The sequence below is a fragment of the Streptomyces sp. NPDC104381 genome, from assembly GCF_055583745.1.
Map to the genome: position 1 here is coordinate 511827 of NZ_JBVJNK010000008.1, position 6000 is coordinate 517826.

The following is a 6000-nucleotide window of genomic DNA, read 5'->3' on the forward strand; positions in this document are numbered from 1 at the left end:
CTCCGTGGTGTCCTGTGCGGCCTTCACAGCTGGGCCATCCTCTTACGCCGTACGAGATGGATGAAGACGGGCCCGCCGAGCAGCGCGGTGACGATGCCGACCTGGAGCTCGGCCGGGCGGGCGGCGACCCTGCCGACCACGTCGGCGCCGAGCAGCAGCACGGGCGCGAGCACGGCCGCGTACGGCAGGATCCAGCGCAGGTCGGGGCCGGTGATCGCGCGGACCAGGTGCGGGATCATCAGCCCGATGAAGACGATCGGCCCGCAGGCGGCGGTCGCGGCCCCGCAGAGCAGGGTGACGGCCACCATCGCGAGGACGCGGGTGCGGGTCAGGTGCGCGCCGAGTGCCTTGGCCGTGTCGTCGCCCATCTCCAGCGCGTTGAGCGGCCGGGCGATGAGCAGGGCCAGCAGCACACCGGCGGCGATGAACGGCCACACCTTGCCGACGGTCTCCGTGTTCGCGGAGGCCAGCGACCCCACGGTCCAGAAGCGCAACCGGTCCAGGGCCGCCGCGTCCAGCAGCTGTACGGCGTTGACGTAGCCGAACAGCGCGGCGGTGACCGCCGTACCGGCGAGCGCCAGCCGCACGGGGTTCGCGGACCGGCTGCCGCCGAGCAGGTACACCGCGACGGACACGACCGCGGCGCCGCCGAACGCGAACCAGACGTATCCGGTCAGCGAGGTGACGCCGAGAAAGGTGATGGCCGAGACGACGGCCGCGGCGGCGCCCGCGTTGACCCCCAGCAGGCCGGGTTCGGCGAGCGGGTTGCGGGTCAGCGCCTGCATCACCGCGCCGGCCAGTCCCAGGGCGGCCCCGACGATCAGCCCCAGCACGGTGCGCGGGACCCGCACATCCCGTACGAGGACATCGCCGTTGGTGCCCGAGTAGTGGAACAGGCCGTGCCACACCTCGGAGAGGGGAAGGGCCTTGGCGCCGACCGCGACACTCGCGAGGCACACCAGCACCAGCACGCCCACGGCGACCAGCAGGCCGGCCGCGCGTACCGCGTGGCGCCCGGGGCGCGCGCCGGTGCCCGGCGCGGCCGGGGGGCCGGAACTCGATTCAGGGGGACTCTCGACCAACACCTGGTTAGGTTAGCCTATCCTCCTACCGGCTCAACTCCCCGCGGCCGCTCGCTACAGGCCCAGCGCGGCCACGGCCTTCTCCGCGTCCAGCGCGGACGAGCCGTCCCCGGCGTGCGTCCACGCGGCTCCGCACAGGGCCCGCAGCCCGTCGACCGCGTCGCCCTCACCGGCCAGCGCCAGCGCTCCCCCGCGCACCGAGGCCGTCCAGCCGCCGCAACGGAAGCCGCCGTCCTCCTCCGTCACCTCGGGCTGCCCCGTGAGCAGCCCGCGCAGGTCCCGGTCCACATAGGTCGGGCGGTACTTGGGTTCGGCCGCGATCAGCTGCGCCGCGTCGGTCACCCCGGTGAGGACGAGCAGGGAGTCCACGCCACCGTTGAACGCTCCCTCGATGTCCGTGTCCAGCCGGTCCCCCACGACCAGCGGCCGCTTCGCCCCGGTCCGCAGCACGGTCTCGCGGTGCATCGGCGGCAGCGGCTTGCCCGCGACCTGCGGCTCGGCGCCGGTGGCGATCCGTACGACCTCCACCGCCGCGCCGTTGCCCGGAGCGATGCCCCGGGCACCCGGGATCGTCAGGTCGGTGTTGGACGCGAACCAGACGGCGCCGCGCGAGATCGCGTACGCCGCCTCCGCGAACCGGCCCCAGGGCAGGTCGGGCCCGCCGAATCCCTGCGCCACGGCGACCGGGTCGTCGTCCGCCGACTCCACCGGCTCCAGCCCGCGCTCACGCAGCGCGACCCGCAGCCCCTCCCCGCCGACGACGAGCACCTTGGCCCCGGACGGCAGCTGATCGGCCATCAGCCGGGCCACCGCCTGCGCCGAGGTGATCACATCCGCGGGGTCCGCGGGCACGCCGAGCTCGGTCAGGTGCTCGGCCACCGCGTCCGGGGTGCGCAGCGCGTTGTTCGTCACGTACGCCAGATGCATGCCGCCCGCACGCGCGGTGCCGAGCGACTCGACGGCGTGCACGATCGCGTGCCCTCCCGCGTACACCACCCCGTCGAGGTCGAGCAGCGCCGTGTCGTACGCCTCGCTCAGCGCCACGTCACTTCCGAGCGGCCGGGACCTGTCCTGCTGGCTCATATACCTGTGCTCCTCTTTCCATGCCTCTCCCCCGATCATCGCGCATCGCCGCAGCGCACATACGATGCCCTGATGAACACATCCGGGCCCGCCGTCGGCCGGGGACTGCGGCTGATCCCCTTCCGTGGCCTGCGGTACGTCCCCGAACGGGTCGGCAGTCTGGCGGCGGTCACCTCACCTCCGTACGACGTCGTCGTACGGCCGGACGGGCTGCACCACCTGGAGTCGGCGGACCCGCACAACATCGTGCGGCTGATCCTCCCGCAGGCCGGCACGGCCGCCGCACGCCACCGTCAGGCAGCCGACACCCTGAAGCGCTGGCTCGCAGAGGGCGTCCTCGCCCCGGACCCGGTGCCCGTGCTCTACGTCTACGAACAGCGGGCCGGCGACATCCTGCAGCGCGGGGTGATCGGGGCGCTGGCGCTCTCCCCCGCGTCGGAGGGCGTGGTGCTGCCGCACGAGGACGTCATGGCCGACGTGGTGGAGGACCGCGCCGACCTGATGCGCACGGCGGCGGCCCACCTCGAACCCCTGCTCCTGAGCTACGCGGGGGACGGTGGGCGAACCGGTACGACGGCGGTCATCGAGCGGGTGGTGGAGCGCGTGCCGCTCCTCACCACGACGACCGAGGACGGTTTCAGCCACCGTCTCTGGGCGGTCACCGATCCCGGGGAACGCGCGGAGATCGAGTCCGACCTCTCCCACCGCCAGGCCCTGATCGCCGACGGCCATCACCGCTGGGCGACCTACCTCCGCCTCCAGCAGGAGCGGTCCGGGCCCGGCCCCTGGGACTTCGGCCTCGTCCTGCTCGTCGACACCGCCCGCTATCCGCTGCGGGTCCGCGCCATCCACCGGCTGCTGCACCGCCTTCCGGTCGCGCAGGCGCTCGACGCCCTCGACGGCCGCTTCCGTGTCCGGCCGGTCGACGGGCCGCTGGACCGGGCGCTCGACGCCCTCGCGGAGGCCGCCACGGAGAGCAACGCCTTCCTGCTCGCGGGCGACGGCCGGTTCCACCTGGCGGACCGGCCGGACGAGGAACTGCTGGCCCGCACGGTCCGCGCGGACCGGCCGCCGGCCTGGCGTGCGCTCGACGCGACCGTGCTGCACTCCACGCTCCTCGACGAGGTGTGGGGCATCCCGGACACCCCCGAGGAGATCGCCTACATCCACGACTCGGCGGCGGTCGTCGAGCAGGCCGAACGGCACGGCGCCACGGCGGTACTGATGCACCCCGTACGTGAGGACGTGGTCCGGGACCTGGCCCGGCAGGGTGTCACGATGCCCCGCAAGTCGACCTCGTTCGGCCCCAAGCCGGCCACCGGCCTCGTCCTGCGAAGCCTCGACGTCGACTGAGCCCGGGGCTCAGAGCCCGGCCGGACGCAGAGGAGGGCGGCACCCACCGGGTGCCGCCCTCCTCGTCCGTCCCTACCGCATCAGCGGCGACGCTCAGACCTTCGCGGGCCCGTCCTCGTCGTCCGCGTCCTCGTCGTCCTCGTCGTCGTCCTGGTCGTCCGCGACCGGGGCCTCCGTGGCCCGCTCCTCGACGGGGGCCGACTCACCGGGCTGCTCGTCGTCGCCGAGGGCGTCGACGAATTCGACCCCGTCGAGCTCGGCGAGCCGGTCTGACGCATCGGTCGCACCGTCCTTGTCGGCCTCCAGGGCCTTGCCGAACCACTCACGGGCCTCGTCCTCGCGGCCGGCTTCCAGGAGCGCGTCGGCGTAGGCGTACCGCAGGCGCGGCGTCCACGAGTGCACGGCGTTGGACGCGAGCTCGGGGCTCTGCAGTGTGACGATCGCGGCGTCGATCTGGCCCATGTCCCTGCGGGCTCCCGCAGCGACCAGGCGCATCTCGACCTGTCCGGCCTTGTCCAGCTTCTGCACCTCGGGCTCACCGGCCATGGCCATGGCGCGCTCGGGGCGGCCCAGTCCACGCTCGCAGTCGGCCATGACGGGCCACAGCTCGACGGAACCGGTCATACGGCGTGACGCACGGAACTCGGCCAGCGCCTCCGCGTACTTCTGGGTGGCGTACGCGGCGAAGCCAGCGGCCTCACGCACTGCGGCGACCCTCGACGCCAGCCGAAGGGCGATGCGCGAGTACGCGTACGCCTGCTCGGGGTCCTCGTCGATCAGACGGGCGACCATGACGAGGTTCCGTGCGACGTCCTCGGCGAGGGTCTTCGGCAGGCTCATCAGCTCCTGCCGGACATCCTTGTCGATCTCGTCACCGGTGACGTCGTCCGGAATGGGGAGCCGCTTGATGGGCTCGCGGTCCCGGTCGTCACGTCCCTGGTAACCACCGCGGTCGTCCCGCTGACCGCCCCGGTAGCCGCCACGGTCGTTGTCACGACGGGGACCACGGTCCCGTTCACGGCCACGGTCGTCGCGGCGGAAGCCGCCGCCGGTCCGGTCGTCGTCGCGACGCGGGCCACGCGGCCGGTCGTCACGACGCTCGAACCCACCACCGGAGGGCCGGCCGCCACGGTCATCACGCTGGCCGCCCCGGTAGCCGCCTCGGTCGTCGCGCTGGCCGCCGCGGTAGCCACCACGGTCGTCCTCACGGCGCGGGGCGCGGTCGTCGCGACGGAAGCTGCCGGACCGGTCGTCATCGCGACGGGGACCACGGTCCCGGTCGTCACGGCGGAACCCACCGCCGGAGCCACCACCACGGCTGTCGTCACGACGGAAGCCACCGCCACCGGAGCCGCCGCCCCGGCTGTCGTCGCGGCGGAAACCACCGCTGGGGCGGTCGTCGTCGCGACGGGGGCCACGCGGCCGGTCGTCACGACGCTCGAACCCACCACCGGAAGGCCGGCCACCACGGTCATCACGCTGACCGCCCCGGTACCCACCACGGTCGTCCTCGCGACGCGGGGCGCGGTCACGGTCATCGCGGCGGAAGCCACCGCCGCCACCACGGTTGTCATCACGACGGAACCCGCCGCCGCGGCTGTCGTCGCGGCGGAAGCCACCGCCGCCGGGGCGGTCGTCGTCGCGGCGCGGGCCACGCGGCCGGTCATCACGACGCTCGAACCCACCACCGGAAGGCCGGCCACCACGGTCATCACGCTGACCGCCCCGGTACCCACCACGGTCGTCCTCACGGCGCGGGGCGCGGTCGTCGCGACGGAAGCTGCCGGACCGGTCGTCATCGCGACGGGGACCACGGTCCCGGTCACGGTCGTCACGGCGGAACCCACCGCCGGAGCCACCACCACGGCTGTCATCGCGACGGAAGCCACCGCCACCGGAGCCGCCGCCCCGGCTGTCATCACGACGGAAACCACCGCTGGGGCGGTCGTCATCGCGGCGCGGGCCACGCGGCCGGTCATCACGACGCTCGAACCCACCACCGGAAGGCCGACCGCCACGGTCATCACGCTGACCGCCCCGGTACCCACCACGGTCATCCTCACGACGCGGGGCGCGGTCACGGTCATCGCGACGGAACCCACCGCCGCCACCACGGTTGTCATCACGACGGAACCCGCCGCGGTCGTTGTCACGACGAGGCGCGCCGGCCCGGTCGTCACGGCCGCCTCGGAAGCCGCCCCTGTCACCGCCGTCCCGGCGACGCGGCTCGCGCTCCGGACGGTCGTCGGAAGAGTTGGTGGACATGGGGGTGACTCCTGTCATCGGGTACCACAGACATTCTCGCGCAGCCGACCATCCGACGCGCTTCGGCAAAACAAAAAGGCCCCTGGCCCCAGCATGAACGCTGGGACCAGGGGCCCTGAAAGATTGTTCGGCGGCGTCCTACTCTCCCACAGGGTCCCCCCTGCAGTACCATCGGCGCTGAAAGGCTTAGCTTCCGGGTTCGGAATGTAACCGGGCG

General features: G+C 73.3%; 5 protein-coding genes and 1 rRNA gene. 1 reads left to right on the top strand and 5 read right to left on the bottom strand.

What is annotated here, in order from left to right; translation table 11 throughout:
• Positions 1–23 precede the first annotated feature (23 nt).
• The gene (locus ACZ607_RS29035; protein ID WP_469739331.1) at positions 24–1085 is read right to left on the bottom strand and encodes a FecCD family ABC transporter permease; all 1062 of its coding nucleotides are present in this window, start codon (positions 1083–1085) and stop codon (positions 24–26) included.
• Between the two features lie 51 nt (positions 1086–1136).
• Complete coding sequence (locus ACZ607_RS29040; RefSeq protein ID WP_469739333.1) at positions 1137–2165, bottom strand: HAD hydrolase-like protein; 1029 nt, start codon at positions 2163–2165, stop codon at positions 1137–1139.
• 72 nt (positions 2166–2237) lie between these two features.
• Here ACZ607_RS29040 and ACZ607_RS29045 point away from each other — a divergent pair, with 72 nt between their 5' ends.
• Positions 2238–3518, top strand: coding sequence for a DUF1015 domain-containing protein (locus ACZ607_RS29045; protein WP_469739335.1), 1281 nt, complete (start codon positions 2238–2240; stop codon positions 3516–3518).
• A gap of 93 nt (positions 3519–3611) precedes the next feature.
• On the opposite strand, the gene ACZ607_RS29050 is transcribed toward ACZ607_RS29045, so the two are convergent.
• From ACZ607_RS29050 to rrf, 3 genes are all read right to left on the bottom strand, one after another.
• A complete protein-coding gene (locus ACZ607_RS29050; RefSeq protein ID WP_469739337.1) occupies positions 3612–4358 on the bottom strand; it encodes a tetratricopeptide repeat protein in 747 nt (248 codons plus the stop codon).
• The gene (locus tag ACZ607_RS29055; protein ID WP_469739340.1) at positions 4358–5641 is read right to left on the bottom strand and encodes a hypothetical protein; all 1284 of its coding nucleotides are present in this window, start codon (positions 5639–5641) and stop codon (positions 4358–4360) included. Before ACZ607_RS29055 ends, ACZ607_RS29050 begins: the two co-directional genes overlap by 1 nt.
• Before the next feature lie 267 nt (positions 5642–5908).
• Positions 5909–6000 (bottom strand): 5S ribosomal RNA (gene rrf, locus ACZ607_RS29060); the annotation flags it as partial.

Bases quoted from the DNA above. Each gene is read 5' to 3' on its own strand.
- ACZ607_RS29040 (WP_469739333.1), bottom strand. From the start codon at position 2,165: ATGAGCCAGCAGGACAGGTCCCGGCCGCTCGGAAGTGACGTGGCGCTG.
- ACZ607_RS29045 (WP_469739335.1), top strand. From the start codon at position 2,238: ATGAACACATCCGGGCCCGCCGTCGGCCGGGGACTGCGGCTGATCCCC.
- ACZ607_RS29050 (WP_469739337.1), bottom strand. From the start codon at position 4,358: ATGAGCCTGCCGAAGACCCTCGCCGAGGACGTCGCACGGAACCTCGTC.
- ACZ607_RS29055 (WP_469739340.1), bottom strand. From the start codon at position 5,641: ATGACAACCGTGGTGGCGGCGGTGGGTTCCGTCGCGATGACCGTGACC.